Origin of the sequence: Pseudomonas sp. BNK-30 (assembly GCF_047456185.1) — a bacterium.
GTDB classification, from domain to species: domain Bacteria; phylum Pseudomonadota; class Gammaproteobacteria; order Pseudomonadales; family Pseudomonadaceae; genus Aquipseudomonas; species Aquipseudomonas putida_E.
Map to the genome: position 1 here is coordinate 232,936 of NZ_CP179904.1, position 26,971 is coordinate 259,906.

Sequence of the window (26,971 nt, forward strand, 5' to 3'; positions counted from 1 at the left end):
ACCCCCTGAAACACCAGGCATGCCCCAGCCCTCCCACATGACGTTAAACTGTCATTTCCCCAGCAATGGACAGGAGATGCGGCGTGACCCCACCCCGAAGTTTCCCCACCGACCTCTGCCTCGACAGCCCGCGCCTGCAGTTGCGCCCGATGCGCCACGCCGATGCCCAGCAATGGCTGACGATCATGGCCGACCCCGAGGTCATGCGCTATTGGCACCATGCCCCCTGGCAAGACCTGGCCGAGGCACAAAGCGCCCTGGCTGCCGACCGCGAGGCCTATGCCAATGGTGACCAGCTCAAGCTGGGCATGTACCGCCGTGACACTGGCGAACTGATCGGCATGGTCCAGCTGTTCAACATCGATGACACCTCACGCCGTGGCGAGATCGGCTATTGCCTGGCCAGCGCAGTGCAGGGCAGGGGCTACATGGACGAGGCACTGACCTGCTTCATCGACTACCTCGCCCATACCCTGCACATGCGCCGCCTGGAGGCCGAGATCGACCCGCGCAACAATGGCTCGGCACGTACGCTGGAGCGCCAGGGCTTCGTCCTTGAAGGCACGTTGCGCGCACGCTGGTGCGTGGCGGGTGAGTTGTCCGACTCGGGCATCTACGGCTTGTTGCTCGAGCCACCCGTTGCATGACGGCTTTTTACCTCACCTTCAGCCTTGCCCTGTATTTGCTCGGCCTGTGTTTCGATGGCGCGCTGATGAGCGCCGGCAGGCACATGCCGGCCTTGCAGATGTTGCTGTACGGGCCATGGGGCGTTCCGTTCGGGCTGTTTCAGTGGTTTGCCAACCCGCTGCTGGCAATCGCAGTCCTTGCCCACCGGCGTTTCCGCCGCCTGGCGCTGCTAGCCGGGTTGGCTGCGTTGTACCTGGCGGCCAGCAGCTTTGGCATCGAACGGCTGCCGGATAACATCAGCTACGCGTTTCAGGACCGTACGGGCTTTGGTGCCGGTTTTTACTTTTGGCTGGCGTCTATCGTGGTGTTCTGCGCAGGGCAGGCATGGCATGTCTGGAAGGCGCGCAGTGCACAGGACATGCCGGGCTGGCGCTGGCTCGACGTGGCGCTGATCGCGGCACTGGCGCTGGCGTTGTATGCCGCCACGCAAATGCCGTCGCTGCGCTTTGTGCCCGGCAAGGTACTGATGCCTGCGGAGCAGCCGCAGGCGTTTTGATATGGACCAGGAGATGGCGATGAGCAAGCAGTATCTGATGGGGTTGGCCTTGGCATGTTGCATGCCTGTGGCAATGGCCGAGGACAACTCGCCGAGCTATACCCAGTGCATGGACAAGGCTTCCAGTACGCTGGCCATGAGCAGTTGCATCCAGGCCGAAACCCAGCTGCAGGATGCGCGGTTGAACCGGGTTTACAAGCAACTGATGGGCAAGCTCGAAGCGGAGCCGAAGAAGAGCTTGCGCGATGTTCAGCGCCAGTGGATCGCTTACCGTGATGGCAACTGCAAGTTCCACGTGCAAGCCAGCGGCGGGACGATGGCCCAGCTCGAAGGCGGGATGTGTGGGCTGGACATGACCCGCGAGCGGGCGGCAGAGCTGGAGCGGGTGCTCAGCCCTGGGCAGTGATGTTGCCTGTGCGGGCGCCATCGCTGGCAAGCCAGCTCCCACAGGTACAGCGCAGAACTCAAGAACTGCGCGGCCCCTGTAGGAGCTGGCTTGCCGGCGATGGGCCGCAAGCGGCCCCTAGCGCTTGCGAGCCTTGAGGTACTCGCGCACCTGCACAGCATCCCCTGCAAACTCCACCCGGTCCGCCTTGGCATCACGCTGGTAGGCATACATCGGGTCGTAGTATTCCTTCAGCAAGCCCTCGATCCACCCCCGGTGCAGATCGATGCCACCGCTGCGCTGCTGCTCATCCAGCGCCAGGCGCATGATCTCGGACAGGCGCTGGTAGCGCTCGCCACCCAGGCGCTTGTGAATGTTGCTCATGCTCTGCAGCAGGCGCTCAGTGAACAGCCGGCGCCCGAGTTCTTCGCCATGTAGCGCGACGAACTCGGCGCACAGGTTGACCACGTAGTCACGCAGAATGCGTTCGACACGGTTTTCGAAGCTGTCTTCCAGCCACACCAGCGGGTATTGCTGCATGCCCTGGTACAGCTCCAGCGGCACGGTGCAGCTGCCGACAATACGGCCCTCGTCCTCCAGCACGAACTGCTCGATACCACGTGCGCGTTTCTTCAGCACGTCGATGGCCAGCTTGTTCTCGAAGTCGATCTGCGCCGGCTGTGCGGTGGCGCGTTTGCCGAAGCTCGAACCGCGGTGGTTGGCATGGCCTTCAAGGTCGATCACGTTGTTCAGTTGGTGCAGCACATCGGTCTTGCCGGTGCCGGTGAGGCCGCCGACCAAAACGAAATCGCATTGCTCCACGGCCTGCTGGGTTGTATCCAGCAGGAAAGTGCGCAGGGCTTTATAGCCACCCTTGATACGCGGGTAGGCGATGCCCGCTTCGTCGCGCAGCCACTGCTGGACGATCAGCGAGCGCAGGCCGCCGCGGGCGCAGTACAGGTATCCATCAGGGTGGGCCTTGGCAAAGCTGGCCCAGGCATGCAGGCGCTCGCGCTTGATGGTGCCGCTGACCAGTTGGTGGCCAAGGGTGATGGCTGCGGCCTGGCCCTGCTGCTTGTAGCAGGTACCGACCTTTTGCCGCTCCTGGTCGGTCATCAGCGGCAGGTTGACGACGCCAGGGAAGGCGCCCTTGGCAAATTCGACGGGCGCACGCATGTCCATCATCGGCACGTCGTCGAGGAACAGCTGGCGAAAGTCGGTGCAGTCGTGGCGCATCAGTTCACCTCGACTGCGTGGCTCTGTCGCTCGGCCAGCAGGCCGATCGGCGCAAGGTCCAGGCCAAGGTCGGCGGCAACGGCAAGGAACGCCTGCTCACCTTCGGGGGTGACCGCCACCAGCAGGCCGCCGCTGGTCTGCGGGTCGCACAGCAGGTGCTTCTGATCGTCGGTCAGCGCGCCGATCTTGTGCCCGTAGCTGTCGAAGTTGCGCAGGGTACCGCCGGGGATGCAGCCCTCGGCCATGTAGTGCTCGATGCTCGGCAGCCGCGGGACGGCCGCGTAGTCCAGGTGCGCGGTCAGCCCGCTGCCCTCGGCCAGCTCGACCAGGTGGCCGAGCAGGCCGAAACCGGTCACGTCGGTCATCGCCTTGACCCCGTCGAGCTTGCCAAAGCGGCTGCCGGGGGTGTTGAGGGTGCACATCCAGTCACGGGCCAGGCCTTGGTCCTGCTCACGCAGCTTGGCCTTTTTCTCGGCGGTGGTGAGGATGCCGATGCCCAATGGCTTGGTCAGGTACAGGCGGCAACCCACTGTCGCGGTGTCATTGCGCTTGAGGTGGCGCTTGCTGACCACGCCGGTGACGGCCAGGCCGAAGATCGGCTCGGGGGCATCGATCGAGTGCCCGCCGGCCAGTGGGATGCCGGCTTCGGCGCACACGGCGCGGCCACCGCGGATCACTTCACGGGCCACTTCTGGTGGCAGTACGTTGACCGGCCAGCCGAGGATGGCGATGGCCATCAGCGGGTCGCCGCCCATGGCGTAGATGTCGCTGATGGCGTTGGTGGCGGCGATGCGGCCGAAGTCGTAGGGGTCATCGACGATGGGCATGAAGAAGTCGGTGGTGGACACCACGCCGCGCTCATCGTCCAGGGCGTACACGGCGGCGTCATCGCGCGAGGCGTTGCCGACCCACAGGTTCGGGTCCAGGGCCTGGGCGCCACTTTCGGCCAGGATCACATCCAGCACCTTGGGGGAGATCTTGCAGCCACAGCCAGCACCATGGCTGTACTGGGTCAGGCGAATCGGCTCGCTCATTACGCACCTCATTTTTCGTGATGCGCGATTGTAGCAAAGCTGGCCTTTGCGTCTGTGCCACTTATAATCCATCACCGTCTGCCTATCGCCGACACTTTCCCCGCTATTGAACCGGAGAATCCCATGCTCAAACGCCCTCTGGCGCTCGCCGCCGGCCTCGTGCTGTCCTGCTGTGCCGTTGTCGCCCAGGCCGCTGATACCTTGCGGGTCAGTGCCATCCCCGACGAAGCGCCAACCGAACTGCTGCGCAAATTCGAGCCGCTGGGCAAATACCTGTCCCAGCAACTGGGCATGCAGGTGAAGTTCGTGCCGGTGGCCGACTACCCGGCAGTGGTTGAATCGCTGGCCAGCGACCGCCTGGATCTGGCCTGGCTGGGTGGTTTCACCTTCGTTCAGGTACACCTCAAAGACCCGACCGCCACACCGTTGGTGCAGCGTGAGCAGGACGCCCAGTTCACCTCCAAGTTCATCACCGCCAACCCGGATGTAAAGAGCCTGGCCGACCTCAAGGGCAAGTCCTTCGCCTTCGGTTCGATTTCGTCCACCTCTGGCAGCCTGATGCCGCGCTACTTCATGCTCAAGGAAGACAACATCAAGCCTGAGGGCTACTTCAGCCGCGTGGCCTATTCCGGCGCCCACGACGCAACGGTGGCCTGGGTCCAGGCCGGCAAGGTCGATGGTGGCGTGCTCAACGCCAGCGTCTGGCAGAAGCTGGTCGACGCTGGCAAGGTCGATACCAGCAAGGTCAAGGTGTTTGCCACCACCCCGACCTACTATGACTACAACTGGACCGTGCGCGGCAACATGGACCCGGCGCTCAAAGAGAAGATCAAGCAAGCCTTCCTCGCCCTGGACCCTTCGAACCCGGAACACAAGAAGATCCTCGACCTGCAGGCCGCCAGCCGTTTCATCGAAACCAAGCCTGAGAACTATCAGGGCACCGAGCAGGCGGCACGTGAGGCCGGCCTGCTCAAGTGACTATCACGCTGCTCGACGCGGGCCTGCGCCACGGCCAGGTTCGCGCGCTCGACTCCGTCTCTTTGCGTATCACCCAAGGTGAGCGGGTCGCGATCATCGGCCCTTCGGGGGCTGGCAAATCCAGCCTCCTGCACCTGATGGCCACTGCCGTACAGCCCAGCGCAGGGCGCCTGGACGTGTTGGGTGAGCAGCCCTGGGCGTTGTCGGCAAAGGCTCGCCAGCGTCTGCGCGCCAGGGTCGGCCTGGTACATCAGGCACCGCCCCTGCCGCCTCGCCAGCGGGTGGTGACTGCTGTGCTGGCCGGCCGTCTGGGCCAGTGGGGTACGCTGCGTTCGTTGCTCAACCTGGTGTACCCCACCGATGTGCAGGGCGCACGCCAGGTGCTGGCCGAGCTGGGCCTGGCGGAAAAGCTGTTCGTCCAGTGCGGGCAGCTTTCCGGCGGCCAGTTGCAGCGCGTCGGCATCGCCCGCGCGTTGTATCAGCGGCCCGAGGTACTGCTGACCGATGAACCGGTTTCAGCAATGGACCCCGTGCTGGCCGAACACAGCCTGGCCCTGCTCAACCGCCATGCCCAAGCCTACGGCGTGACGCTGGTAGCCAGCCTGCATGCAGTGGACCTGGCCTTGGCACATTTCCCGCGGGTTATCGGCATTCGTGAGGGCCGGGTGGCGTTCGACTGCTCTGCCGAGGCTGTGACCGAGCAGATGCTCGATGCGCTCTACGCCAACGAGCAGTTGGGGTCGCCACTGCCCCAGGCCCCGACCCTGGCTGTGCAGATTCCGCGATGCTGAAGGCCAGCGCCCGCGATCCGGCGTTTGTGCCGCGCCTGTTGGTCGCCCTGGTTGCGCTGGCCCTGCTGTGGCCAGGGGCGCAGTTGAGCGAGCTGAACCCGGGCGTGCTGCTGCAAGCGGAAAACCGCCAGCAGATTGCCAGCTTCACCAGCGCCTTCTGGCCGCCGGCGCATGGTGGCGAATTTCTCGAACTGCTGTATGAGGCGACCCTGCAGACTTTGGCTGTAGCCACTGCCGGCATGGTACTGGCGCTGCTGCTGGCGGTCCCGGCGAGCCTGCTGGCCAGCCGGGCCTTGTCGTTGCGCGCAGCCTCTCGTGGTGGCCGTTCCGGCGCCTGGTCCCGCCTGCTAAGGATGCCGGTGCGCGGGCTGTTGATTTTCCTGCGCAGTGTGCCCGAGATCGTCTGGGCGTTGCTGTTCGTGCGTGCGGTAGGGCTGGGGCCGACGGCGGGGGTGCTGGCCATCGCCATCACCTACAGCGGCATGCTCGGCAAGGTCTATGCCGAAATTTTCGAATCGGTCGACCAGCGCCCGGCGCATGCCCTGCTGCAAGCGGGCAGTGGCCGGCTAACGGCGTTCTTCTACGGCATCCTGCCCAGTGCCGGCACGGAGCTTGTGTCGTACACCGTCTACCGCTGGGAGTGCGCGGTGCGCGCCTCGGTGGTGATGGGTTTCGTTGGTGCCGGGGGCTTGGGGCAGCAGATCGACCTGTCGATGCGCATGTTCGCAGGCGGTGAGGTGGCAAGCATGCTGCTCGCCTTCTTTGGCCTGGTGCTGCTGGCGGACCTGCTCAGCCGCTTCTTGCGGGGACGCTTGGCATGAACCGGGTGATCAATCTGCTGGTGATGGCTGCCCTGGTTGCTGCGGTAATCGCCTCGTTCAGCTATCTGGACCTGGACCTGCAGGCGCTGGTGGGTAACGGCGGGCTGGGGCAGATGGCCGAGTATGCCGGGCGTTTTCTGCATCCGGACGTTACCGCCGAACACCTGCAAGCGGTGGGGCGCGGTGCCCTGGAAACCCTTGCCATGTCCGGGCTGGGTACGCTGCTGGCAATGGTGCTGGGCATGCTGCTGGCATTACCCGCAGCGGGGCGTTTCGGTTGGCCGCTGCAGGCTGCGGCGCGCCTGCTGCTCAATGCCCTGCGTGCCATTCCCGAGCTGGTGTGGGCCGCGTTGATGGTGCTGGCGGCAGGGCTTGGCCCCAACGCCGGGACGCTCGCGTTGGCACTGCATACGGCAGGTGTGCTTGGCCGGTTGTACGCCGAGGCGCTGGAAAATACCCCGGCCGAGCCAGCGGCGGCGATCCGCCTGCAAGGTGGCGGGCAACTGGCGGCGTTCTGCTTCGGCACCTTGCCCAACCTGTGGCCGCAGTTGCTGGCCTACAGCTTGTACCGCTGGGAAAACAACATCCGGATGGCCAGTGTGCTTGGGCTCGTTGGCGCAGGGGGGCTGGGGCAGATGCTCTATACCACCCTGAGCCTGTTCCAGGAGGCCCAGGCCAGCACGGTGATCTTGGCCATGCTGGTGCTGGTACTGTTGGTGGACGTGTTCAGTGATGTCATGCGCCAGCGCTATGTGCGGGCCTGAATGCATCAGCCCCTAACTCCCCGCACTGCGCTTCACGCTGCATCGACTCCAGGTTGCGCTCGATGGTCTCGCAAATGGTGTCCATCTGGATCTGGTGTTCACTGAAGCGGAACGGGCTTTGCAGGTCGGTGCCGATCCGCTCGATGGCTAGCAGCATGAACCCGACCACGGTAGACGCCAGTGGCGTGAACCAGCCCAGCGATTCGACCAGGCCCACGGGCACGATCAGGCAGAACAACGAGATGAACAGCCGCGGAAAGTACACGTAAGGGTAGGGCAGTGGTGTATTGGCGATACGTTCCATGCCGCCTTGGGCGTTGGACAGGTCCACCAGCGTCGACTCCAGCCGCGCCAGGCGAATGCTGTCCAGCCGCCCGGCCTTGTATTCGCGGGCGAGCAGGGCTGCCGAACCGCTGAGGATATCGTTGGCGAAATTGTTCGAACGGTTGCGCCGCTCGAACTCCCCGGGCGGGATGAACGCCATCAGTTCGTCGGGGCAGGCTTGGCCTTTGAGGTGCGCCGCCAGGCAATTCACATAGGCGATATGCCGGCGCAACAAGGTGGCCTTGACCGGGTTCAAGCCGTCATCCGGGTCGTCGATCAGCGTCAGCGTCTGCCGAGCGAAGCTGCGTGAACTGTTCACCAGCGCGCCCCACAAGGTGCGCGCCTCCCACCAGCGGTTGTAGGCGCTGCTGTTACGAAAACTCACCAGCACCACCAGCGCCGAACCCAGCAATGTCAGCGGGATCAGCGGCAGGGTGAACTTGCTGTTGAGGAACAGCATGAAATCGATGGTGACCAGCACGTCCCAGATCAGCAGCCAGAACAGCGACCAGCCGATGTAGCCGAAGGTCTTCACCACCAGGCGATACTTGCGGGCGATGATTTCTTTCACGCGGGGAACCTCGACAGGGGGATGCAGGATCGGACGTCGAGGGTCGAATAAGGTTCGGTGGTGGATGTTGCAAGAAGTTTTGATTCCGCCAACGCGACCCTTTTGCCATCCGGCGCCTGCCATGGCAGGTCCCTTTGCATGAGTCGTGCTGGCCTCATCATATGCCAGGCTCAGCGCTGTGCCTGAGCTCAGGTTCAATTCAAGGCTTGGCGGCGACCACGACATACCCCTTGACTGCGGCAGGCGCGGCCTTGGGCTTCGTTTTATTGGCCAGATACTGGAACCTGCGCCATTCCTTGTCGATTTCGCTAAACGACATGAACACGCTGATACGTTCTTTGTCGGCAAGGTCCGGGCGGTTGCGCGCATCGATTTCATCTTTGGCGATGAACGCGACATTGATCCCAACGACCTTGCCGTCATCGGCGAACACCGGGCCACCGGACATGCCTTTGACCATCGGGCCATCGTGCACCGAATAGAACACGCTGCCTGGCGTGCCTTCCAGGCGTACCAGTGAAGCCAGGGTTTGGCCTTTGCCCTGCACCGGCATCATCAGGCTGTTGAAGCCGACCGCTGTCACGGACTCGCCCGGCACATACTGGCGCCAGAGCGGCACCCGGGCAGCCTTGTGCTTGAAGAACACCACATCACCCAGGCCTTCATGAACCACGTTGCGCAGGAAGGGGGTGTGCTTGGCGGTTACCGCATAGTCTTCGTTCCACTGGATGGCAGTGGCCATCAGCAACATCGGCAGCGGTGCACCGGAGGTGACCACGAAAGCCTGATCGTAGACGGGGTCTGACACGTAGGACGTTGGCACTCCATTGCACCCACTGAGCAGCATCATTGCTGCCAGGCAGGGCACAGTTGATTTCATGATTTGCACGGGTATTGAGAAATGGGAGCGCGACTATGGCTAAGTGCTATTACGCTATCAATACTTTCTGTGTATATCCGACGAATGACATCTTAGGTGGGGGTGACGGTGCTAGCCAATAGATTCCAGACATGGCTGGAGGGCCTGTGGCCATTGGGGTGGCGTCAAAATCGGCAGGCTGAAAAGGGCTTGCATTGATGGGTGAACTGGCCACAGCTCATTGAGCTGCATTGAGCTGCATTGAGCTGCATTGAGCTGCATTGAGCTGCATTGAGCTATATCCGGAGACGCCATGACATTGCCAAACAAGATTCTGAGAGTGCTTCAGAACGATCAGAGCCTAAGATCGCGCGAGATCGCCGAGCGTCTCGATGCGAGTTGGTCCACAGTCAAGCGTCACCTCGATGCGTTGTTGGAGGCAGGTCAGGTTCAGCGGGAGAAGGACGGACGCATCACGCGTTATCGCCTGGTCACAGCAGTTGCCCAATTACCAGATAGTGCGCCTGCGCAGCCTCTTTCTGCTGAGCTGCCTTGGTCGCCTGCGAGTCTCGCCCTGCGCAAGTCTTTGACTCGTCCATTGGCAATGCGCGAAGTCGTCACCTATCACCGCGACCTTGTAGACAGCTACCAGCCGAACCAGACTGCCTGGCTGTCACCCAGCTTGACGGTTGTACTCGAGGCTGAAGGGCGGATGAGGGGGCAGCAGCCAGCCGGCACCTACGCGCGCAAAGTACTCGAACCTTTGTTGATTGACCTGTCATGGTCCTCGTCACGCTTGGAAGGCAACCGCTATACGCTGCACGACACCCAGAGGCTGTTCGAAAGTGGTGTGACGCAGGGGGATCTGGATGCGGTCATGTTGCTCAATCACAAGGCGGCCATCGAATTCATGGTCGATGCAGTGCCGGAATACGGGCTCAACTCAGCCGTGATCCGCAACTTGCATGGCTTGCTGATGCAGGATCTGCTGGCAGACAGCAATGCCCTGGGCAGTATTCGCCAGACAGTAGTGAACATCAGCGGTACGACCTATTTCCCAACCCAGGTGCCCTCACTGCTGGAAGAGATGTTCGAGTTGATACTCGACAAGGCGCGTCAGATCAAGAATCCCATCGAGGCGGCATTCTTCTTGTGGATAAACCTGGCCTACCTGCAACCGTTCGAAGATGGCAACAAACGCACAAGTCGATTGGCGGCGAACATACCGCTGATGCTCTACAACTGCTCGCCTTTGTCGTTCCTTGACGTAAACCCGCAGGACTATGCTCTGGCGATGATGGGGGTGTACGAGCAGCGTGACATGGCGATGGCGGCGGATCTGTTTGTCTGGGTCTATCGCAGGTCGATCAGCAAGTATGGCGTGATGCTTGAAGCAATGGGGGTTCCCGACCCTGTTCGCCTGCAGTATCGAGAGGTGTTGAACGAGGCGATTGGTGCCATCGTACGTGACAGGCTGACAGCCGGTTCAGTGGTAGCGGGGCTGCCTCTTTCAGAGGACGAGAAAAGGCAGTTTCAGCCTTTGTTGCAGGCTGAACTGGATATCCTGGCGCTGCACAACTGCGCCAGGTATCGGCTGACCATGAGGCAAGTAACTGAGTGGATCAAGGCAGGGCGACCCTCATGATTTCACGTGCCTGGTTATTGAACCCTCGCCCCGTTTTTGCAAGATGGTAGGGAGAGCCCTCTGGTCAAACGGCAGGCATAAAAAAACCGACCATAAGGTCGGTTTTTTCCGGATCTTGGTGCCCCGAGGGAGACTCGAACTCCCACTCCTTTCGAAAACGGATTTTGAATCCGCCGCGTCTACCAATTCCGCCATCAGGGCGTGTGGCGCGCAGTATAGAGAGGTGCTTCAGGTCGGTCAATCGGCTTTCATGGTCAATTTTCACGCATTGGGCTAAACTTCCCGGCCCTGCCGAACCCGAACATCATCATGCGCGTCGCCGATTTTTCCTTCGAACTCCCCGATTCCCTGATCGCCCGCCACCCTCTGGCCGAGCGCCATGGCAGCCGACTGCTGGTCCTCGATGGGCCGAGCGGGGCGCTGGCGCACAAGCAATTCACCGATCTGCTCGACTACCTGCGCCCCGGCGACCTGATGGTGTTCAACAACACCCGGGTGATCCCGGCGCGGTTGTTTGGCCAGAAAGCCTCCGGCGGCAAGCTGGAAGTGCTGGTCGAGCGTGTGCTCGACAGCCACCGCGTGCTCGCCCATGTGCGTGCCAGCAAGGCGCCTAAAGAAGGCGCGGTGATCCTTATCGACGGCGGTGGCGAGGCCGAAATGGTTGCGCGCCACGACACGCTGTTCGAACTGCGCTTCACCGAAGAGGTGCTGCCGTTGCTCGAACGTGTCGGGCACATGCCGCTGCCGCCCTACATCGACCGCCCGGACGAGGGCGCCGACCGTGAGCGCTACCAGACCGTGTACGCCGAACGTGCAGGTGCCGTAGCCGCGCCAACCGCTGGCCTTCACTTCGACCAGGCGCTGCTGGACAAGATCGCCGCCAAGGGCGTTGAGCGCGCCTTCGTCACCCTGCATGTGGGTGCTGGCACCTTCCAGCCGGTGCGGGTCGACAAGATCGAAGACCACCACATGCATAAAGAGTGGCTCGAAGTGAGCCAGGATGTGGTCGATGCCATCGAGGCCTGCCGGGCCCGGGGAGGCCGTGTGGTCGCGGTTGGCACCACCAGCGTACGCTCGCTGGAAAGCGCTGCGCGCGATGGCGTGCTCAAGGCCTTCAGCGGCGATACCGACATCTTCATCTACCCAGGCCGGCCGTTCCATGTGGTCGATGCCCTGGTCACCAACTTCCACCTGCCGGAGTCCACGCTGCTGATGCTGGTCTCGGCATTCGCCGGTTACCCCGAGACCATGGCTGCCTACGCGGCGGCGGTCGAGCAGGGGTACCGCTTCTTCAGTTACGGTGATGCCATGTTCATCACCCGCAATCCGGCGCCACGCGGCCCAGAGGATCAAGCATGAGTCGCACCTGTCGAATGTCCTTCGAACTGCTGGCCACCGACGGCAAGGCCCGTCGTGGCCGCCTGACCTTCCCCCGTGGCACGGTCGAAACCCCGGCGTTCATGCCGGTGGGTACCTATGGCACGGTCAAGGGCATGCTGCCGCGTGACATCGAGGCCATTGGTGCCGAGATCATCCTTGGCAACACCTTCCACCTGTGGCTGCGCCCAGGTACCGAGGTGATCAAGAAGCACAACGGCCTGCACGATTTCATGCAGTGGAAAGGCCCGATCCTGACTGATTCGGGTGGTTTCCAGGTGTTCAGCCTGGGCGCCATGCGCAAGATCAAGGAGGAGGGCGTGACCTTCGCCTCCCCGGTCGATGGCTCCAAGGTGTTCATGGGCCCGGAAGAGTCCATGCAGGTGCAGCGCGACCTGGGTTCGGACATCGTGATGATCTTCGACGAGTGCACACCGTACCCGGCAGAGCACGACGTGGCGCGCACCTCCATGGAGCTGTCGCTGCGTTGGGCGCAACGCTCGAAGAACGCCCACGGGGACAACACCGCGGCGCTGTTCGGCATCGTCCAGGGCGGCATGTACCAGGACCTGCGCATGCGCTCGCTGGAAGCGCTGGTCAATATCGACTTCGATGGCCTGGCCATCGGTGGCCTGTCGGTGGGCGAGCCCAAGCACGAAATGATCAAGGTGCTGGATTACCTGCCGGCCCAGATGCCTGCTGACAAACCTCGTTACCTTATGGGGGTAGGCAAACCGGAAGATCTCGTTGAGGGTGTGCGCCGCGGCGTCGACATGTTCGACTGTGTGATGCCGACGCGTAACGCGCGCAACGGCCATCTGTTCGTCGATACAGGGGTGATCAAGATCCGCAACGCGTTCCATCGCCACGATGATTCGCCGCTGGATCCGACCTGTGATTGCTACACCTGCACGAACTTCTCCCGCGCTTATCTCCATCACCTGGACAAGTGCGGCGAAATGTTGAGCAGCATGCTGAATACCATCCACAACTTGCGCCATTACCAGCGCTTGATGGCCGGTTTACGCGAGGCTATTCAACAGGGTAAATTGGCCGCCTTCGTCGACGCCTTCTATGCCAAGCGCGGGCTGCCTGTGCCGCCTTTGGACTGATTGTTCGCACCATCTAATTAAAACTTAAGCAACTGGAGTGCCTAATGAGCTTCTTGATCCCCGCCGCCTATGCGGACGCTGCTGCACCCGCCGCTGGCCCAGCCGGCACCGGCTTTGAGTGGATTTTCCTGGTCGGTTTCCTGGTCATCTTCTACCTGATGATCTGGCGCCCGCAGGCCAAGCGTGCCAAAGAGCAGAAGAACCTGCTGAGCAACTTGCAAAAAGGTGATGAAGTTGTCACCAACGGCGGCATCGCTGGCAAGATCGTCAAGGTTTCCGATGATTTCGTGGTTCTGGAAGTGTCCGACACTGTCGAGCTGAAGTTCCAGAAGGGCGCCATTGCCGCGACCCTGCCAAAAGGTACGCTCAAGGCTATCTGAGTTACCGGTTTTTTTTCCAGTCGGGGCGCGCAACGCGCCCCGCGTCTTGAACGGGCGGCGTGATGCTGAACAAATACCCTCTGTGGAAATACGCACTGATCGTGTTGGTACTGGCGATCGGTTTTATTTATTCCGCTCCCAACCTCTACCCGGATGACCCGGCGGTGCAGATCAGCGGTGCCAGCTCGGCGCTGCAGGTGAACCAGTCCGACCTCGACCGCGTCAGCAAGGCGCTGACCGAAGCCGGTATCACCGTCAAGGGTGCAAGCCTGGGTGACAAGGGCAGTGCGCTGGTGCGCCTGACCAATCAGGAAGACCAGCTGCCAGCCAAGGATGTAGTGCGCAAGGCACTGGGCGATGATTATGTCGTGGCCCTGAATCTGGCCCAGACCACTCCGCAATGGCTGCGTAACCTGGGTGCAAGCCCGATGAAGCTGGGCCTGGACCTGTCCGGTGGTGTGCACTTCCTGCTGGAAGTGGACATGGACAAGGCCATGAGTGCCCGCATGAAAGTCTACGAAGGCGAGGTCAAGACCTTGCTGCGCAAAGAGCGCGTCCGCTACCGCAGCCTGCCTCAGCAGGATGGCGGCATCATGCTGGGCTTCGCCGACGATGCCACCCGCGAACAGGCACGGGCCCTGATCCGCAAGAATTTCAGTGATTTCGACCTGACCACCAGCGAGCGTAATGAAACCGCCGTGCTGCGTCTGGCGCTGACTCAGGCGAAAGTCGCCGAGATCCGCGAATACTCGATCAAGCAGAACCTCACCACCGTGCGCAACCGCGTCAACGAGCTGGGCGTCGCCGAGCCGCTGGTTCAGCGCCAGGGCGCCAACCGCATCGTGGTCGAACTGCCAGGCGTGCAGGACACTGCCGAAGCCAAACGTATCCTCGGCAAGACGGCCAACCTGGAGTTCCGCTTCGGTGCCGAGCCGGGTGCGTCCAGGGCCACTACCGAGGTCTTCGAGTTCCGTGAGGGTGGCCGTTCCGCCCAGGTCGAGCGTGGCCTGATCATCACCGGTGACCAGGTCACCGACGCCCAGGCCAGCTTCGACGAGCATGGTCGTCCGCAGGTGAACATTCGCCTCGACGGCCACGGTGGCGAGCTGATGAGCCGCGCGACCCGCAGCAACGTCGGGCGCAGCATGGCGGTGATCTTCATCGAGCAGAAGCCGGTCACCCGCTACGTCAAGCAGACGGTCAACGGCGTCGAGAAAGACGTGCCGGTGCAGAGCTTCCTTGAAGAGAAGAAGATCATCAGCCTGGCGACCATCCAGTCGCCGCTGGGCAGCCAGTTCCGCATCACCGGCCTTGACGGCCAGGGTGAATCGTCCGAACTGGCCCTGCTGCTGCGTGCCGGTGGCCTGGCCGCGCCGATGTACTTCGCTGAGGAACGTACCATCGGCCCAAGCCTGGGTGCCGACAACATCACCAAGGGTATCGATGCGTCGCTGTGGGGCATGCTGTTCGTCTCGCTGTTCATCATCGCCATCTACCGCGCGTTCGGTGTGCTGGCCACCATCGCCCTGGCGGGCAACATGGTCTTGCTGCTGGCATTGATGTCGCTGTTGGGTGCCACCCTCACCTTGCCGGGTATCGCCGGTATCGTGCTGACCATGGGTATGGCGGTGGACGCCAACGTACTGATCTTCTCGCGTATCCGTGAAGAGATCGCTGCCGGCATGTCGGTGCAGCGCGCGATTCATGAAGGCTTCAACCGCGCGTATTCGGCGATCGTCGATGCCAACCTGACCACACTGCTGGTCGGCGGCATCCTCTTTGCCATGGGTACCGGGCCGGTCAAGGGCTTTGCCGTCACCATGTCCCTCGGGATTTTCACCTCGATGTTCACCGCCATCATGATGACCCGTGCGCTGGTCAACCTGACCTGTGGCGGGCGTGACATCAAGAAGCTGTGGGTTTGAGGGAGCGACGATGAAAACCATCAATTTCATGGGCGTTCGCAATGTTGCGTTCGCCGTAACCGTGCTCCTTACCGTGCTGGCATTGTTCAGCTGGTGGCAGAAGGGCCTGAACTTCGGCCTGGACTTCACCGGCGGTACGCTGATCGAGCTGACCTACGAGCGCCCGGCCGACCTGAATGCAGTGCGCGCCGAGCTGGTCGAATCCGGCTTCAACGAAGCCGTGGTACAGAGCTTCGGTGCTACCACCGACCTGCTGGTGCGCATGCCTGGCGATGACCCGATGCTGGGTAACAAGGTGGCCGAAGCCCTGCAGAAGATTGGCGGTGACAACCCGGCGACGGTCAAGCGCGTCGAGTTCGTCGGCCCGCAGGTGGGTGAAGAACTGCGTGACCAGGGGGGCCTCGGCATGCTCCTGGCGCTGGGCGGCATCCTCATCTACCTGGCCTTCCGCTTCCAGTGGAAGTTCGCCGTGGGCGCGATCATCTCGCTGATCCACGACGTGGTGGTGACGCTGGGTATCCTGTCGTTCTTCCAGATCACCTTCGACCTGACGGTGCTGGCTGCGGTGCTGGCGATCATCGGTTACTCGCTCAACGACACCATCGTGGTGTTCGACCGGGTGCGTGAGAACTTCCGCGTGATGCGCAAGGCCTCGCTGATCGAGAACATCAACATCTCGACCACGCAGACCCTGCTGCGCACCGTAGCCACTTCCGTTTCGACCCTGCTGGCAATCGCTGCGCTGCTGTTCTTCGGCGGTGACAACCTGTTCGGCTTCTCCCTGGCCCTGTTCATCGGTGTCATGGCGGGTACCTACTCCTCGATCTACATCGCCAACGTGGTGCTGATCTGGCTGAACCTGAACAGCGAAGACCTGATCCCACCGGCCAAGACCGACGGTGTGGATGATCGCCCTTAAGGCATAGCCCTACGCCGTTCGGCGATCAAAAAGGCGCGAGTGTTGAACTCGCGCCTTTTTTTTTGCTCCAAGGCTGGGAGCAGGCGGGTTTACCCCGCGGGTATGAATCAGGAGGTTCAAGTGAATAAATCAATGCTGGTGGGTGCGGTACTGGGTGCTGTCGGTGTTACTGCCGGAGGTGCTGTGGCGACCTACAGCTTGGTGAACAAAGGCCCCGAATACGCCCAGGTCACCGACGTGCAGCCGATCAAGCAGCAGGTGAAAACCCCTCGCGAAGTGTGCAAGGACGTGGCCGTGACGCGTCAGGCGCCGGTCAAGGACCAGCATCAGATTGCCGGTACCGTTGTTGGCGCTTTGGCGGGCGGCTTGCTGGGTAACCAGATCGGTGGTGGCACTGGCAAGAAGATCGCCACCGTGGCCGGTGCGGTCGGTGGTGGTTATGCCGGCAACAAGGTGCAGGAGGGCATGCAGGAGCGTGATACCTATACCACTACGCAGACCCGTTGCAACACGGTCAACGATGTCAGTGAGAAGGTCGTTGGTTACAACGTGACCTACTCGATCGGTGACCAGGTCGGCAAGGTGAAGATGGACCGCGAGCCGGGCTCGACCATCCCGCTGGACAAGAACGGCAAGCTGATCCTGAGTGAAGCCGGGCAGCAATAATCCTGCAGGCACAAAAAAAGCACCTCGCCGGTGCTTTTTTTGTGCCTGCAATCTGCGCTTAGCGCTTCATGTGCTCTGGCAGGTGCGGCTGGATAGCGGTCAGCACGGCCTTGAAGCACTTGATGTTGCCGGCAACGATGTGGCCTTTGTCGAGGAAGTCGTGGCCACCGTTGAAGTCGCTCACCAGGCCGCCTGCTTCCTGGATCAGCAGCACACCGGCTGCCATGTCCCACTCGGACAGGCCCGACTCCCAGAAGGCGTCGAAGCGGCCGGCGGCCACGTAGGCCAGGTCCAGGCTGGCGGAGCCGGCGCGGCGGATGCCGGCAGTCTGGCCAGTCAGGGCGCGGAACATGCCCAGGTAGTTGTCCAGGTCAGCCATCTGGCTGTCACGGAACGGGAAGCCGGTGCCCAGCAGGGCGCCGTCCAGGCTGGTGCGCGAGCTGACGCGCAGGCGACGGCCATTGAGCTGGGCGCCACGGCCACGGCTGGCGGTGAATTCTTCCTGGCGCACCGGGTCGAGAACGACGGCGTGTTCAATGCGGCCACGGTATTTGCAGGCAATGCTGACGGCGAAGTGCGGGATGCCGCGCAGGAAGTTGGTGGTACCGTCCAGTGGGTCGATGATCCACAGGTAGTCCTTGCCTTCTTCGCCGGTGCCCGCGTGCATGCCCGTCTCTTCACCCTGAATGGAGTGGTTCGGGTAGGCCTTGCGCAGTGCGTCGACGATCTTCTGCTCGGCGGCGCGATCAACCTCGGAAACGTAGTCCTTAGCCTCTTTCTCGTCCACCTTGATGCTATCCAGGCGTTCGATGGAGCGGAAAATCAGTTCACTGGCGCTGCGAGCGGCGCGCAGGGCGATATTCAGCATAGGCTGCATGGGCGGGTCACCTGGAGATGTTAAAGAAGAAAGCCGAACATTCTAGCAGAAAAGTTTGGCGGCAGAAGTGTCACATTTGCTTTCATGGCGTTACGCTGGTCGGTTCTGTAAGATCGAACCCCCAAAACCCGCATCTGTGAGCACAACACCTTGCTGCAAAATATTCGTGTTGTTCTGGTCAATACCAGCCACCCCGGCAACATCGGCGGCGCTGCGCGAGCCATGAAAAACATGGGCTTGTCGCGTCTGGTGCTGGTGCAGCCAAAAGAGTTCCCCGCCGCTGACGCCAGTGCGCGTGCTTCCGGTGCCGACGATGTGCTGGCCGGTGCCCAGGTGGTCGACAGCCTCGAGCAGGCGTTGGTCGGCTGCAGCCTGGTCATGGGCACCAGTGCCCGTGAGCGCAGTATTCCCTGGCCGTTGATCGACCCCCGTGAATGCGGGGCCAAGGCTGTGGAGCATGCCGTCGGCGGTGAGGAGATCGCCTTGGTGTTCGGGCGTGAGCACGCCGGCCTGACCAACGAAGAACTGCAGCGATGTCACTTTCACGTGCACATTCCCTCGAACCCCGACTTCAGCTCGTTGAACCTGGCCGCTGCGGTCCAGGTGCTCGCCTATGAGGTGCGCATGGCCTGGCTGGCGGTTGAAGGTACGGCGCAGAGAGTCGAAAAGGTCGACGCCAGCGAGCTGGCGACCATGGACGAAATGGAGCTGTTCTATGAACACCTGGAAAAAACCCTGGTGGACATCGGCTTCCTTGACCCCGAAAAGCCCAAGCACCTGATGGCGCGCCTGCGCCGGCTGTATGGGCGCAGCTCGGTGGAACGTCCGGAAATGAGCATTTTGCGCGGTATCCTCACCGAGACCCAGAAGGTCGCACGGGGCGAGCCGCATAAAAGGAAGGACTGACAGATGTTCGAACGTCTGCGTGAAGATATCCAGAGCGTTTTCCATCGGGACCCGGCGGCACGCAATGCCTTCGAGGTGCTGACCTGCTACCCGGGCATGCATGCCATCTGGCTGCATCGCCTGGGCAATGCCTTGTGGAAGCGCGATTTCAAATGGCTGGCTCGCCTGGTGTCGAATTTTGGCCGCTGGATGACCGGTATCGAGATCCATCCCGGTGCGACCATCGGCAGGCGCTTCTTCATCGATCACGGCATGGGTATCGTCATCGGCGAAACCGCCGAGATCGGCGACGACGTCACTCTTTACCAAGGCGTGACCCTGGGTGGCACCAGCTGGAACAAGGGCAAGCGTCACCCGACCCTGGAAAACGGCGTAGTGGTGGGGGCAGGGGCCAAAGTGCTCGGCCCGTTCACCGTCGGTGCCGGGGCCAAGATCGGTTCCAATGCAGTGGTGACCAAGGCGGTGCCGGCAGGTGCCACGGCGGTCGGCATTCCGGGGCGGATCATCGTCAAGAGCGAAGACAGCGAAGTCGAGGCCAGGCGCAAGGCCATGGCCGAAAAGATCGGCTTCGATGCCTACGGCGTCAGTGGCGACATGCCTGACCCGGTGGCGCGTGCCATCGGCCAGATGCTCGACCACCTGCAGGCTGTCGACGAGCGGCTGGAAGGCATGTGTGGCGCATTGACCAAAATGGGCAGTGACTACTGCGCCAAAGAGCTGCCGGCCCTGCCCGAAGATGACTTCAGCGAGATCTCGGCAGTTGCCCCGCGCGACGCTCGGTCGCATTGATCGCGCCGCAGGGAGGTCATACTGGCATGTGGGGCGTGTGCTCACGCCCCTTTGCTGCTACAATCGCGCCCGCCTCCCAGATGCAAACCCGACTAAAGCAGTAGGTCTAATAGTTGACTTAAATGCTCGGGAATAGCATACTCGCTCACATCCTGTAACTCCCGTGGTAACCATTAGCCATGCGACTGACTACCAAAGGCCGATACGCCGTGACAGCCATGCTTGACCTGGCCTTGCACGCGCAGCATGGGCCTGTGTCTTTGGCCGACATTTCCGAGCGCCAGGGCATTTCCCTCTCTTATCTGGAGCAGCTGTTCGCCAAGCTGCGCCGCAGCAGCCTGGTATCCAGCGTGCGCGGCCCAGGCGGTGGTTACCAGCTGTCCCGTGGCATGGAAACCATCCAGGTGGCCCAAGTCATCGACGCGGTCAACGAGTCGGTCGATGCCACCCGTTGCCAGGGCCTTGGGGATTGCCATGCCGGTGACACCTGCCTGACCCACCACCTGTGGTGCGACCTCAGCCAGCAGATCCACGAATTCCTCAACGGCATCAGCCTGGCCGACCTCGTCATGCGCCGTGAGGTGCAGGAAGTTGCCCAACGCCAGGACCTGCGTCGTGTCGCAGGCCGTTCTGCCCAGCTGGACAAGATTGAGACGTCCGCCGTCGACTGACCTTTATTAACAGTGCGACGAGCGACGCCACCGCCTGATAGGAGATACTCAATGAAGTTGCCGATCTACCTCGATTACTCCGCGACCACGCCGGTCGATCCCCGTGTCGCCCAGAAGATGGCCGACTGCCTGCTGGTCGACGGTAACTTCGGTAACCCGGCTTCGCGCTCCCACGTGTTTGGCTGGAAAGCCGAGGAAGCGGTCGAAAACGGCCGTCGCCAGGTTGCCGAGCTGATCAACGCCGACCCGCGCGAGATCGTCTGGACCAGCGGTGCTACCGAGTCCGACAACCTCGCCATCAAAGGCGTGGCGCACTTCTATCAGTCCAAAGGCAAGCACATCATCACCTCCAAGATCGAGCACAAGGCGGTCCTGGATACCGCTCGCCAGCTCGAGCGTGAAGGTTTCGAAGTCACCTACCTCGAGCCAGGCGAAGACGGCATCGTCACTCCGGCCCAGGTCGAGGCGGTGCTGCGTGACGACACCATTCTGGTCTCGCTGATGCACGTCAACAACGAAGTCGGCTCGATCAACGACATCGCCGCCATCGGTGAACTGACCCGTTCGCGCGGCGTGTTGTTCCACGTTGACGCCGCCCAGTCGGCCGGCAAGGTGGAAATCGACCTGCAAAAGCTGAAAGTCGACCTGATGTCGTTCTCCGCGCACAAGGCCTACGGCCCGAAAGGCATTGGCGCGCTGTACGTCAGCCGCAAGCCTCGCGTGCGTCTGGAAGCGATCATCCATGGCGGTGGCCATGAGCGCGGCATGCGTTCGGGCACCCTGCCGACCCACCAGATCGTCGGCATGGGCGAAGCATTCGCCATTGCCAAGCAGGAAATGGCCGCTGAAAACCAGCGCATCAAGGCCCTGAGCGACCGCTTCTTCAAGCAGGTCTCGGACCTCGAAGAGCTGTATGTCAACGGTAGCCAGACTGCCCGCGTACCGCACAACCTGAACCTGAGCTTCAACTATGTCGAAGGCGAGTCGCTGCTGATGTCGCTCAAGGACATCGCGGTATCGTCCGGTTCGGCCTGCACCTCCGCTTCGCTCGAGCCGTCGTATGTACTGCGCGCTCTGGGCCGTAACGACGAGCTGGCGCACAGCTCGATCCGCTTCTCCTTCGGCCGCTTCACCACCGAAGAAGAAGTCGACTACGCCGCGCAGAAAGTCTGCGAGGCTGTAAACAAACTGCGTGAGCTGTCGCCGCTGTGGGACATGTACAAAGACGGCGTTGACATCTCCAAGATCGAGTGGGCCGCCCACTAAGCAGTCGCCGGCAAGAGCGGCTCCCTGATGAGGAAGGAATTGCACCATGGCATACAGTGAAAAGGTCATCGACCACTACGAAAACCCACGTAACGTCGGCAAGATGAATGCCGAGGACCCGGATGTCGGTACCGGCATGGTCGGCGCCCCGGCGTGCGGTGACGTGATGCGTCTGCAGATCAAGGTCAACGAGCAAGGCATCATCGAAGATGCCAAGTTCAAGACTTACGGCTGCGGTTCGGCCATCGCTTCCAGCTCCCTCGCCACCGAGTGGATGAAGGGCAAGACCCTGGACGAAGCTGAAACCATCAAGAACACTCAGCTGGCGGAAGAACTGGCGTTGCCGCCGGTCAAGATCCACTGCTCGGTACTCGCCGAGGATGCCATCAAGGCAGCCGTTCGCGATTACAAGCAGAAGAAAGGCTTGATCTAAGTCGCCTGTTGCGAAGTAACCGACGTTGAGGAAAAAGTACCGATGGCTATCAGCATGACAGAAGCCGCCGCCAACCACGTGCGGCGTTCCCTCGAAGGGCGCGGCAAGGGCGAGGGCATCCGCCTGGGCGTGCGCACCACCGGTTGCTCGGGCCTGGCCTACGTGCTGGAGTTCGTCGATGAACTGGCGGACGAGGACACCGTGTTCGAGAACCATGGCGTCAAGGTGATCATCGATCCCAAGAGCCTGGTTTACCTTGACGGCACTGAGCTGGATTTCGTCAAGGAAGGGTTGAACGAAGGCTTCAAGTTCAACAACCCCAACGTACGCGGTGAGTGTGGCTGCGGCGAAAGCTTCAACGTCTGAGGCTGGCTGTGGGTACTCCTTGTCATTTCGCTCTGTTCGACCTCCAGCCGTGCTTCCGGTTGGACCTCGACAAGCTGGCCACTCGCTATCGCGAGCTGGCCCGCGAGGTTCATCCTGACCGCTTCGCCGACGCTTCCGAGCGTGAGCAGCGGGTAGCGCTGGAAAAATCCGCCGCCCTCAACGACGCCTACCAGACCCTGCGCAGTGCCCCGCGCCGTGCACGCTATTTGCTGGCCATCGGTGGCCACGAGGTGCCTCAGGAAGTCACGGTCCACGACCCTGACTTCCTGCTGCAGCAAATGCAGTGGCGCGAGGAACTCGAAGAGCTGCAGGACGAAGCCGACCTCGACGGTGTCGCCGTGTTCAAGAAGCGCCTGAGGGCTGCTCAGGAACAGCTCAACGAGGATTTTGCCGCCTGCTGGGATGTGCCTGCCGAGCGCGACAAGGCCGAGCGCCTGATGCGCCGCATGCAGTTCCTCGACAAGCTCGCCCAGGAAGTGCGCCAACTAGAAGAGCGCCTCGACGATTAACCCGGCGTTGCCCGTGATGACGCCTAAGGTATTCAGATAAGCATGGCCCTACTGCAGATCGCCGAACCCGGTCAAACCCCCCAGCCGCACCAGCGTCGCCTGGCGGTGGGCATTGACTTGGGTACTACCAATTCTCTGGTCGCTGCCCTGCGCAGCGGTCGCAGTGAACCCCTGCCCGATGCGCAGGGCAACGTCATTCTGCCCTCCGCAGTGCGCTATCTGGCGGGCCACAATGAGGTCGGCCTGGCAGCGCGTGAAGCTGCCGCCAGCGACCCGCTGAACACCGTGCTGTCGGTCAAGCGCCTGATGGGGCGTGGCCTGGCCGACGTCAAGCAACTGGGTGAACAGCTGCCGTATCGCTTCATTGGCGGCGAGTCGCACATGCCGTTCATCGATACTGTCCAGGGGCCGAAGAGCCCGGTGGAAGTGTCCGCCGATATCCTCAAGGTGCTGCGCGAGCGCGCCGAGGCGACCTTGGGCGGCGAGCTGGTGGGCGCGGTGATCACCGTGCCGGCCTATTTCGACGATGCCCAGCGTCAGGCGACCAAGGACGCAGCCAAACTGGCTGGGCTGAGCGTACTGCGCCTGCTCAATGAGCCGACCGCTGCTGCCGTGGCCTATGGCCTGGACCAGAATGCCGAAGGCCTGGTGGCCATCTATGACCTGGGCGGCGGTACGTTCGATATTTCCATCCTGCGCCTGACTGCAGGTGTGTTCGAAGTGCTTGCCACCGGTGGTGACACCGCCCTGGGGGGCGATGACTTCGATCACGCCATTGCCAGCTGGATCATCGAGCAGGCCGGCCTGTCCGCCGACCTCGACCCTGCTACCCAGCGCCAGCTGCTCCAGGCCGCCTGCGCCGCCAAGGAGGCCCTGACCGACACCGACGTGGTCAGTGTTCGCCATGGCGCCTGGCAGGGCGAGCTCAGCCGCGCCGCTTTCGAGGCCATGATCGAGCCGCTGATTGCCCGTAGCCTCAAGGCCTGCCGCCGCGCCGTGCGCGACAGTGGCGTCGAGCTGGATGAAGTGGGTGCGGTGGTCATGGTGGGTGGTTCGACCCGCGTACCGCGTGTGCGTGAAGCAGTAGGTACGCTGTTCGGCCGTACCCCGCTGACCTCGATCGACCCCGACCAGGTGGTAGCCATCGGCGCCGCCATCCAGGCTGACACCCTGGCCGGCAACCGCCGCGAAGGCGGTGAACTGCTGCTGCTCGACGTCATTCCGCTGTCCCTTGGTCTTGAGACCATGGGGGGGTTGATGGAAAAGGTGATCCCGCGCAACACCACCATTCCGGTGGCCCGCGCGCAGGAATTCACCACATATAAAGATGGCCAGTCGGCCATGATGATTCACGTTCTGCAGGGTGAGCGCGAGCTGATCAGCGACTGCCGTTCGCTGGCGCGTTTCGAGCTGCGTGGTATTCCGGCCATGGTTGCCGGTGCTGCGAAAATCCGCGTGACCTTCCAGGTCGATGCCGACGGTTTGCTCAGCGTCGCGGCCCGTGAGCTGGGTTCCGGCGTAGAAGCCAGTATCCAGGTCAAGCCGTCCTACGGCCTGACCGACGGTGAGATCGCACGCATGCTCAAGGACTCCTTCGAGCACGCAGGCTCCGACAAGCAGGCGCGTCAGCTTCGTGAACACCAGGTCGACGGCGAGCGCCTGCTTGAAGCTGTCCAGGGAGCCCTGGATGCTGATGGCGAGCGACTGCTCAGCAGTGAAGAGCGCGAAGCCATCGAGTTCCAGATGCAAGAACTACGTGATTTGCTGACCGGCACCGATGGCCCTGCCATCGAGCAACAGACCAAGCGTCTGTCGCAGGTGACCGATGCATTTGCCGCCCGTCGCCTTGATTCGACGGTCAAAGCCGCACTGGCCGGGCGCAACCTGAATGAGATCGAGGAGTAACCGATGCCGCTGGTGACATTCCTGCCGCATGAGAAGTTCTGCCCAGAGGGGCTGAGCGTGGAGGTCGAGCCCGGGACCAATATCCTGGAGCTGGCCCACGACCATCACATCGAGATGGAAAGCGCCTGCGGTGGCGTAAAGGCCTGCACCACCTGCCACTGCATCGTGCGCAAGGGTTTCGACTCGCTTGAAGAAGCGGACGAACTCGAAGAGGACATGCTGGACAAGGCCTGGGGCCTGGAGGCGCAATCGCGTCTCGGCTGCCAGGTGGTCGTCGGTGATCAGGACCTGACCATCGAGATCCCCAAATACTCGCTCAACCACGCTGCCGAAGCGCCCCACTGAGGATTTTTCAATGAGTCTGAAATGGGTTGATGTACTTGAGATCGCTATCCAGCTTGCAGAAAGCAAGCCGGAAGTCGATCCTCGTTATGTGAATTTCGTCGATCTGCATCGCTGGGTGCTGGCCTTGCCAGAATTCAGCGACGATCCGTCACGCGGCGGTGAGAAAGTGCTCGAGGCCATCCAGGCGGCCTGGATAGACGAAGCCGACTAAGCGTGGCGCTGCAGGTTAGGCAATCCCCTGGAACCCGCGTATAATTCGCGGGTTTAATTTTTCGCAACACTCATATTCTGGAGTTTTCCATGGCTGTTCAACGTACTTTCTCGATCATCAAGCCTGACGCAGTTGCCAAAAATGTCATCGGCAAGATCACCACTCGCTTCGAAGACGCCGGCCTGAAAATCGTTGCTTCGAAAATCAAGCAACTGTCCAAAGCCGAAGCCGAAGGTTTCTACGCTGAGCACAGCGAGCGCGGCTTCTTCGGTGACCTGGTTGCCTTCATGACTTCCGGCCCGGTTGTCGTTCAGGTTCTGGAAGGCGAAAACGCCATCGCTCTGAACCGTGAGCTGATGGGCGCCACCAACCCTAAAGAAGCTGCTGCCGGCACCATCCGTGCTGACTTCGCCGAGTCGATCGACGCCAACGCCGTTCACGGTTCGGACTCCGAAGCTGCTGCTGCTCGCGAAATCGCTTACTTCTTCGCTGCTACCGAGGTAACCACTCGCTAAGCGAAAGCTTACGGGTGAGGGTGAATCCATGACGACATCTACTGGCAAAATCAACCTGTTGGGCCTGACCCAGCCGGAAATGGAACAATTCTTCGACTCTATCGGGGAGAAGCGCTTCCGTGCCGGCCAGGTGATGAAATGGATTCACCATTTTGGCGTCGATGATTTCGCCGCCATGACGAACGTCGGCAAGGCCTTGCGCGAAAAGCTCGAGGCTGTTGCCGAAATTCGTCCTCCGGAAGTGGTCAGTGAAGACATTTCCGCAGACGGCACCCGCAAATGGGTGATCCGCGTTGCCTCCGGCAGCTGCGTCGAGACCGTCTACATCCCAACCGACGATCGCGGCACTCTCTGCGTTTCGTCGCAAGCCGGCTGCGCCCTGGACTGCAGTTTCTGCTCCACCGGCAAGCAAGGCTTCAACAGCAACCTCACCGCCGCCGAAGTGATCGGCCAGGTGTGGCTTGCCAACAAATCCTTCGGGACCGTCCCGGCCAAGATCGACCGCGCGATTACCAACGTGGTCATGATGGGCATGGGCGAGCCTCTGCTGAATTTCGACAATGTCATCGCTGCCATGAAGATCATGATGGATGATCTGGGCTATGGCATTTCCAAGCGTCGCGTCACCTTGTCCACCTCCGGCGTGGTACCGATGATCGACGAACTGGCCAAGCACATCGACGTGTCCCTGGCCCTGTCGCTGCATGCGCCGAACGACGAGCTGCGCAACCAGCTGGTGCCGATCAACAAGAAGTACCCGCTGAAGATGTTGCTGGAGTCGTGCATGGGCTACATGGCCACCTTGGGTGGCAAGCGCGTGCTGACGGTCGAGTACACCCTGCTCAAGGACGTCAACGACCAGCCCGAGCATGCCGCGCAGATGATCGAACTGCTGCGCGATGTACCGTGCAAGATCAACCTGATCCCGTTCAACCCGTTCCCGCATTCCGGTTACGAGCGCCCTAGCAACAACGCTATTCGCCGCTTCCAGGACTTGCTGCACCACGGTGGCTTCAACGTCACCACCCGTACCACCCGTGGCGATGACATCGATGCCGCCTGTGGCCAGCTGGTCGGCCAGGTCAATGACCGTACCCGCCGCAGCGAGCGCTACATCGCCGTACGTCAGCTGTCTGCCGACGCCGAGCTGCAAGACAGCGCCGTGCGCCACTGAGTCCGGGCCCGCC

31 protein-coding genes and 1 tRNA gene are annotated in these 26,971 nt (G+C 61.9%); 26 read left to right on the forward strand and 6 right to left on the reverse strand.

The features are described 5' to 3' along the window. Positions 1-83: 83 nt before the first annotated feature. From ACMGGN_RS01070 to ACMGGN_RS01080, 3 genes are read left to right on the forward strand one after another with little or no spacing between them, the layout of a single operon-like run. Positions 84-647 carry a GNAT family N-acetyltransferase gene (locus ACMGGN_RS01070; protein WP_012316174.1) on the forward strand — a complete coding sequence of 188 codons (564 nt, stop codon included), beginning with the start codon at positions 84-86 and terminating at the stop codon, positions 645-647. After that, positions 644-1,183, forward strand: a complete 540-nt coding sequence (locus ACMGGN_RS01075; RefSeq protein WP_414156397.1) for a hypothetical protein — start codon at positions 644-646, stop codon at positions 1,181-1,183. The genes ACMGGN_RS01070 and ACMGGN_RS01075 overlap by 4 nt, the downstream gene beginning before the upstream one ends. A 19-nt stretch (positions 1,184-1,202) precedes the next feature. Next, the gene (locus tag ACMGGN_RS01080) at positions 1,203-1,589 is read left to right on the forward strand and encodes a lysozyme inhibitor LprI family protein (protein WP_125923424.1); all 387 of its coding nucleotides are present in this window, start codon (positions 1,203-1,205) and stop codon (positions 1,587-1,589) included. Positions 1,590-1,706: 117 nt separating this feature from the next. Here ACMGGN_RS01080 and mnmH read toward each other — a convergent pair whose 3' ends face one another. Together mnmH and selD are read right to left on the reverse strand one after the other, a co-directional pair. Then, positions 1,707-2,804, reverse strand: coding sequence for a tRNA 2-selenouridine(34) synthase MnmH (gene mnmH / locus ACMGGN_RS01085; protein WP_046784495.1), 1,098 nt, complete (start codon positions 2,802-2,804; stop codon positions 1,707-1,709). After that, entirely contained in the window at positions 2,804-3,838 is a 1,035-nt protein-coding gene (gene selD, locus ACMGGN_RS01090) for a selenide, water dikinase SelD (protein WP_115273910.1), read from the reverse strand. Before selD ends, mnmH begins: the two co-directional genes overlap by 1 nt. A 123-nt stretch (positions 3,839-3,961) precedes the next feature. Here selD and ACMGGN_RS01095 point away from each other — a divergent pair, with 123 nt between their 5' ends. From ACMGGN_RS01095 to phnE, 4 genes are read left to right on the forward strand one after another with little or no spacing between them, the layout of a single operon-like run. Next, positions 3,962-4,816 carry a putative selenate ABC transporter substrate-binding protein gene (locus tag ACMGGN_RS01095; RefSeq protein ID WP_115273911.1) on the forward strand — a complete coding sequence of 285 codons (855 nt, stop codon included), beginning with the start codon at positions 3,962-3,964 and terminating at the stop codon, positions 4,814-4,816. Next, complete coding sequence (locus ACMGGN_RS01100) at positions 4,813-5,607, forward strand: phosphonate ABC transporter ATP-binding protein (protein ID WP_115273912.1); 795 nt, start codon at positions 4,813-4,815, stop codon at positions 5,605-5,607. The genes ACMGGN_RS01095 and ACMGGN_RS01100 overlap by 4 nt, the downstream gene beginning before the upstream one ends. Further along, positions 5,601-6,428, forward strand: coding sequence for a PhnE/PtxC family ABC transporter permease (locus ACMGGN_RS01105; protein ID WP_115273913.1), 828 nt, complete (start codon positions 5,601-5,603; stop codon positions 6,426-6,428). Before ACMGGN_RS01100 ends, ACMGGN_RS01105 begins: the two co-directional genes overlap by 7 nt. Further along, complete coding sequence (gene phnE / locus ACMGGN_RS01110; RefSeq protein ID WP_204918842.1) at positions 6,425-7,192, forward strand: phosphonate ABC transporter, permease protein PhnE; 768 nt, start codon at positions 6,425-6,427, stop codon at positions 7,190-7,192. The genes ACMGGN_RS01105 and phnE overlap by 4 nt, the downstream gene beginning before the upstream one ends. Here the strand turns inward: phnE and ACMGGN_RS01115 are convergent. Together ACMGGN_RS01115 and ACMGGN_RS01120 are read right to left on the reverse strand one after the other, a co-directional pair. After that, a complete protein-coding gene (locus tag ACMGGN_RS01115) occupies positions 7,164-8,087 on the reverse strand; it encodes a bestrophin family protein (protein ID WP_125923427.1) in 924 nt (307 codons plus the stop codon). The genes phnE and ACMGGN_RS01115 overlap by 29 nt on opposite strands. Positions 8,088-8,286: 199 nt before the next feature. Continuing rightward, a complete protein-coding gene (locus ACMGGN_RS01120; RefSeq protein WP_042112114.1) occupies positions 8,287-8,934 on the reverse strand; it encodes a trypsin-like peptidase domain-containing protein in 648 nt (215 codons plus the stop codon). A 325-nt stretch (positions 8,935-9,259) separates the two neighbouring features. On the opposite strand from ACMGGN_RS01120, the gene ACMGGN_RS01125 reads away from it, so the two are divergent. After that, positions 9,260-10,591 (forward strand): Fic family protein, encoded by a 1,332-nt coding sequence (locus tag ACMGGN_RS01125; RefSeq protein WP_174141569.1) that lies wholly within the window; start codon positions 9,260-9,262, stop codon positions 10,589-10,591. A 116-nt stretch (positions 10,592-10,707) separates the two neighbouring features. On the opposite strand, the gene ACMGGN_RS01130 is transcribed toward ACMGGN_RS01125, so the two are convergent. Next, positions 10,708-10,792: transfer RNA gene (locus ACMGGN_RS01130), tRNA-Leu, on the reverse strand. 108 nt (positions 10,793-10,900) lie between these two features. Between ACMGGN_RS01130 and queA the strand changes: the two genes are divergently transcribed. The 6 genes from queA (at position 10,901) to ACMGGN_RS01160 (ending at position 16,970) form a co-directional block, all read left to right on the forward strand. After that, positions 10,901-11,950, forward strand: coding sequence for a tRNA preQ1(34) S-adenosylmethionine ribosyltransferase-isomerase QueA (queA, locus tag ACMGGN_RS01135; RefSeq protein WP_039602792.1), 1,050 nt, complete (start codon positions 10,901-10,903; stop codon positions 11,948-11,950). A gap of 14 nt (positions 11,951-11,964) precedes the next feature. Then, on the forward strand, positions 11,965-13,080 hold the full coding sequence (tgt, locus tag ACMGGN_RS01140; protein WP_162144435.1) for a tRNA guanosine(34) transglycosylase Tgt: 1,116 nt from the start codon (positions 11,965-11,967) through the stop codon (positions 13,078-13,080). 44 nt (positions 13,081-13,124) lie between these two features. Continuing rightward, on the forward strand, positions 13,125-13,460 hold the full coding sequence (gene yajC, locus ACMGGN_RS01145; RefSeq protein WP_008092587.1) for a preprotein translocase subunit YajC: 336 nt from the start codon (positions 13,125-13,127) through the stop codon (positions 13,458-13,460). Between the two features lie 62 nt (positions 13,461-13,522). After that, positions 13,523-15,385, forward strand: a complete 1,863-nt coding sequence (gene secD / locus ACMGGN_RS01150; protein ID WP_115273916.1) for a protein translocase subunit SecD — start codon at positions 13,523-13,525, stop codon at positions 15,383-15,385. Positions 15,386-15,395: 10 nt separating this feature from the next. Beyond that, entirely contained in the window at positions 15,396-16,304 is a 909-nt protein-coding gene (gene secF / locus ACMGGN_RS01155) for a protein translocase subunit SecF (RefSeq protein WP_115273917.1), read from the forward strand. 120 nt (positions 16,305-16,424) lie between these two features. Then, positions 16,425-16,970: a glycine zipper 2TM domain-containing protein gene (locus ACMGGN_RS01160; protein ID WP_046784487.1), complete on the forward strand. Its 546-nt coding sequence runs from the start codon at positions 16,425-16,427 to the stop codon at positions 16,968-16,970. A 58-nt stretch (positions 16,971-17,028) separates the two neighbouring features. On the opposite strand, the gene suhB is transcribed toward ACMGGN_RS01160, so the two are convergent. Then, the gene (suhB, locus tag ACMGGN_RS01165) at positions 17,029-17,847 is read right to left on the reverse strand and encodes an inositol-phosphate phosphatase (protein WP_012316148.1); all 819 of its coding nucleotides are present in this window, start codon (positions 17,845-17,847) and stop codon (positions 17,029-17,031) included. 150 nt (positions 17,848-17,997) lie between these two features. Between suhB and trmJ the strand changes: the two genes are divergently transcribed. The 12 genes from trmJ (at position 17,998) to rlmN (ending at position 26,958) form a co-directional block, all read left to right on the forward strand. Continuing rightward, positions 17,998-18,753 (forward strand): tRNA (cytosine(32)/uridine(32)-2'-O)-methyltransferase TrmJ, encoded by a 756-nt coding sequence (trmJ, locus tag ACMGGN_RS01170; RefSeq protein WP_115273918.1) that lies wholly within the window; start codon positions 17,998-18,000, stop codon positions 18,751-18,753. Positions 18,754-18,756: 3 nt separating this feature from the next. Next, positions 18,757-19,542 carry a serine O-acetyltransferase gene (gene cysE, locus ACMGGN_RS01175; RefSeq protein WP_046784485.1) on the forward strand — a complete coding sequence of 262 codons (786 nt, stop codon included), beginning with the start codon at positions 18,757-18,759 and terminating at the stop codon, positions 19,540-19,542. Between the two features lie 179 nt (positions 19,543-19,721). Continuing rightward, entirely contained in the window at positions 19,722-20,213 is a 492-nt protein-coding gene (gene iscR / locus ACMGGN_RS01180; protein ID WP_046784484.1) for a Fe-S cluster assembly transcriptional regulator IscR, read from the forward strand. A 51-nt stretch (positions 20,214-20,264) separates the two neighbouring features. Next, positions 20,265-21,479 carry an IscS subfamily cysteine desulfurase gene (locus tag ACMGGN_RS01185; protein ID WP_012316144.1) on the forward strand — a complete coding sequence of 405 codons (1,215 nt, stop codon included), beginning with the start codon at positions 20,265-20,267 and terminating at the stop codon, positions 21,477-21,479. A 46-nt stretch (positions 21,480-21,525) separates the two neighbouring features. Beyond that, positions 21,526-21,912, forward strand: a complete 387-nt coding sequence (iscU, locus tag ACMGGN_RS01190) for a Fe-S cluster assembly scaffold IscU (protein WP_007929523.1) — start codon at positions 21,526-21,528, stop codon at positions 21,910-21,912. Positions 21,913-21,954: 42 nt separating this feature from the next. After that, complete coding sequence (gene iscA / locus ACMGGN_RS01195; RefSeq protein WP_008092567.1) at positions 21,955-22,278, forward strand: iron-sulfur cluster assembly protein IscA; 324 nt, start codon at positions 21,955-21,957, stop codon at positions 22,276-22,278. Between the two features lie 8 nt (positions 22,279-22,286). After that, positions 22,287-22,808 carry a co-chaperone HscB gene (gene hscB, locus ACMGGN_RS01200; RefSeq protein WP_046784483.1) on the forward strand — a complete coding sequence of 174 codons (522 nt, stop codon included), beginning with the start codon at positions 22,287-22,289 and terminating at the stop codon, positions 22,806-22,808. Between the two features lie 42 nt (positions 22,809-22,850). Then, on the forward strand, positions 22,851-24,713 hold the full coding sequence (gene hscA / locus ACMGGN_RS01205) for a Fe-S protein assembly chaperone HscA (protein ID WP_115273919.1): 1,863 nt from the start codon (positions 22,851-22,853) through the stop codon (positions 24,711-24,713). A 3-nt stretch (positions 24,714-24,716) separates the two neighbouring features. Beyond that, positions 24,717-25,058 carry an ISC system 2Fe-2S type ferredoxin gene (gene fdx / locus ACMGGN_RS01210; RefSeq protein WP_039604293.1) on the forward strand — a complete coding sequence of 114 codons (342 nt, stop codon included), beginning with the start codon at positions 24,717-24,719 and terminating at the stop codon, positions 25,056-25,058. A 10-nt stretch (positions 25,059-25,068) separates the two neighbouring features. Further along, complete coding sequence (gene iscX / locus ACMGGN_RS01215; protein ID WP_003248529.1) at positions 25,069-25,269, forward strand: Fe-S cluster assembly protein IscX; 201 nt, start codon at positions 25,069-25,071, stop codon at positions 25,267-25,269. An 89-nt stretch (positions 25,270-25,358) separates the two neighbouring features. Beyond that, positions 25,359-25,784 (forward strand): nucleoside-diphosphate kinase, encoded by a 426-nt coding sequence (gene ndk / locus ACMGGN_RS01220; protein ID WP_033701183.1) that lies wholly within the window; start codon positions 25,359-25,361, stop codon positions 25,782-25,784. A 28-nt stretch (positions 25,785-25,812) separates the two neighbouring features. Continuing rightward, on the forward strand, positions 25,813-26,958 hold the full coding sequence (gene rlmN, locus ACMGGN_RS01225) for a 23S rRNA (adenine(2503)-C(2))-methyltransferase RlmN (RefSeq protein ID WP_012316139.1): 1,146 nt from the start codon (positions 25,813-25,815) through the stop codon (positions 26,956-26,958). The last annotated feature ends 13 nt before the right edge of the window (positions 26,959-26,971 follow it).